Below are 2,668 nucleotides of genomic sequence, written 5' to 3'. Positions count from 1 at the left end.
CACCAAAATAATTAAATATCTTAGAAATCTTAAAGAAGAATATCTAACCACTCATAATTATATTGAGACTGTTTTAAAAAGAAACGATTGATTAAGTTACGACGTTTGTAACAATGAATGCCAACGTGTTTGTATATGATTTGTTGCGTGTTTCAGCACCTAATTTAGCAAATAAAAACGGAATAGAAAATCCGCGAGGGTTTTCGTAAGCAGGCTAGAACCAGCAATAAATTATATACGGTGTTAGCAAAAGTTTTTTATTCCTTATTTAGAAATTCAGACACTACAGAATTTTTTTCAGATTCCATTTCGCAAGTCCAACTGTCAATAAACCATCTTCCTTTTTCGTAATGAAGTTGAACGCTATTCAGTCCTCTAATATTAGATTCCGTATTTGGGTCAGTTCGTATTTCGAATGCACTCCAAACTTGGGCAATACTTCCATATTTACTCACTGTTCTTTTAAGTTCCTTTTCGTAAAAATCTTCTTTCGGTGATAATCCGATTGGTATATATTCCGCCTCCAAAGAATGAGTTTCCGCTTTTCCATTTACATCAAGTCTTGTAATAAAAGCATTTTTTGAATGAATATATTTATCTCTTTCAAATTCCCAAGGTTCACTACTCGAGCCCGAAACAACATCATAATATGCATTTATTATCGCATCTACTGATTTTACATCTTCTGCGTATTTTTCTTTGTTAGTTTGTCCAAAAATTGAATTGAAAGCGAAAATTATGCTAATTGAAGTAAGTATTATTTTGTTCATATTGGTTGGTTTTTTTAATTTTTGCTAACGTGTTTGTATATGGTTTGTTGCGTGTTTAAGTACGTAATTTAGCAAATAAAAACCGAATAGAAAATCCGCGAGGGTTTTCGTAAGCAGGCAAGAACTAGCAATAAATTATATACGGTGTTGTGCAACGTTTTTATCAGCGTTGATTTTCAAAATTTTTCAATACAAGTTCACTCAGATTTGCTTTTTTAAATTCAGCAATTATTAGGTCTATTTTATCTTTCTTTCCAATGATACCAAATTGATGTTGTAAATCGTGGTTAGTTGCGATTAAATAGTCTTCATCATCCATTAAATTCTCAAATCCACTAAATCTTTCGTCAATATGTCCGAACCTACTTGGAAATTCTTTATTCAGCCAATCTTCAATATCAGTTTTTGTTCTTTTTCGTTTTGTAAATAAGTACAAGTAACTACCAAATCCGTATGGATAATAGAATTCTTGATTTGGCATAATTAATAAATCGGTCACAGTTTTTTTAGAAAGCCCAAACCAAGTTTTTTTCTCACGATTTAATTTTTCGAAAAGTATGTTTTCGTTTTTTAATTTCTCTTCGGTCATAACGTATGTAGTTTCGCTTTGAATGTATTGATACATTTCGTAACCATCAAGTTTTGTTAGTTGGATAAATTCTGTAGCTGATTTGTTTGATTTAAATTCCGCTTGAGTAAATATTTTCGACCCAAGATTGTGAAATAGTAAAAGGAATTTGGTCATTCTCGGTTTTTTTCAAATGTTGCACAACGTGTTTGTATATGGTTTGTTGCGTGTTTCAGCACCTAATTTAGCAAATATAAACCGAATAGAAAATCCGCGAGGGTTTTCGTAAGCAGGAAAGAACTAGCAATAAATTATATACGGTGTTGTAAACAGTTTTTTTAATATGTTATTAAGGTTAGCATTACTTTATTGGAGTCATCAAAGCCTAAAGAAAAACTCGTTGTATCTGTTCCTTTTTCAGACGTTTTTAAGTAATACTGGAACGCTCTTCCTTTTGCATAATCAGGATCTCCAAACAATTTAATGACATCAGTTTTTTTCATTCCTACGAATTCGTGAGTTCTGTACAAATGTTTCATCATTTCATATCGTTCAGATGTTTTCAGTTCTGCTGATTTCCACTTATCAGAATCGAACTTTGGATTGATCAATATTCCGCTTGAGTAAGTGTGAATTCCAATTATTAATATAGCAATAATTAGTTTAAAAATCAGTCCCTTATATTTTGATATGATGTTCAGTTTCTTTTTTTTTTCTACCAGAATTTCCACCAAGGTTTTGATTCCGTTTTTTTATTAATAGATTCTAAAATTCCGTTTTCATTTGGGAACATAATATCTCCATCTCCACTTGCGTCAAAAAATCCAACTTTATGCTTTTTAGCCATTTCCAACATTTTCGGATATGCTTTTTCCGCAATCGACCATCTAAATGCTGAATAAATAACATCTTTTCCAACGCTATAATCCGTTATTTCATCATCATCAATTCTGTCATCAATATCAGTTGGCGAATGTGGACCGTTCATTGCAGGAAATTCAGTTATCATTTCCATAAACCAATTCCTTAATTCTTCTGAAGTCACTTTTGGGTCATCATAAGAATGGTCTTCTTCCCATTCCGCTTGCTGTTCATACCATTCCAAAAATTCAGATTCAGATTTTGGTGCAGTTTTAGGATTAAATACCATTAAATCATAACTCATAGTTTCTCGGTTTCTTAAATTGTTTACAACGTGTTTGTGTATGGAAAGTTGCGTGTTTAGACAACTAAAATAGCAAAAGAAAACGAGCCAGAGGATAATCCGAAGGATTTTCCGAGCAAGCAAGAAACTAGCAATTTTTTATACACGGTGTTACCCAACGTTTTT

The 2,668-nt window shown here is 32.0% G+C and carries 4 protein-coding genes; all 4 read right to left on the bottom strand.

Annotation, left to right across the window (positions count from 1 at the left end; all coding sequences use genetic code 11):
• Window positions 1-257 precede the first annotated feature (257 nt).
• A complete protein-coding gene (locus tag ACVCXO_RS00210) occupies window positions 258-770 on the bottom strand; it encodes a hypothetical protein (RefSeq protein ID WP_452227590.1) in 513 nt (170 codons plus the stop codon).
• A 163-nt stretch (window positions 771-933) separates the two neighbouring features.
• The gene (locus ACVCXO_RS00205) at window positions 934-1,515 is read right to left on the bottom strand and encodes a hypothetical protein (protein ID WP_452227589.1); all 582 of its coding nucleotides are present in this window, start codon (window positions 1,513-1,515) and stop codon (window positions 934-936) included.
• 161 nt (window positions 1,516-1,676) lie between these two features.
• On the bottom strand, window positions 1,677-1,841 hold the full coding sequence (locus ACVCXO_RS00200; RefSeq protein ID WP_452227588.1) for a hypothetical protein: 165 nt from the start codon (window positions 1,839-1,841) through the stop codon (window positions 1,677-1,679).
• Window positions 1,842-2,053: 212 nt separating this feature from the next.
• Complete coding sequence (locus ACVCXO_RS00195) at window positions 2,054-2,503, bottom strand: hypothetical protein (RefSeq protein ID WP_452227587.1); 450 nt, start codon at window positions 2,501-2,503, stop codon at window positions 2,054-2,056.
• Between the last annotated feature and the right edge of the window lie 165 nt (window positions 2,504-2,668).

It is taken from the genome of Lacinutrix sp. MEBiC02404 (assembly GCF_053601575.1).
Note: the sequence above shows the minus strand (reverse complement) of the source record. Positions and strands in the feature narration are given on the sequence as shown.

Excerpts from the sequence above, each read along its gene's own strand:
- ACVCXO_RS00210 (WP_452227590.1), bottom strand. The coding sequence starts at position 770 with ATGAACAAAATAATACTTACTTCAATTAGCATAATTTTCGCTTTCAAT.
- ACVCXO_RS00200 (WP_452227588.1), bottom strand. The coding sequence starts at position 1,841 with ATGAAAAAAACTGATGTCATTAAATTGTTTGGAGATCCTGATTATGCA.
- ACVCXO_RS00205 (WP_452227589.1), bottom strand. The coding sequence starts at position 1,515 with ATGACCAAATTCCTTTTACTATTTCACAATCTTGGGTCGAAAATATTT.
- ACVCXO_RS00195 (WP_452227587.1), bottom strand. The coding sequence starts at position 2,503 with ATGAGTTATGATTTAATGGTATTTAATCCTAAAACTGCACCAAAATCT.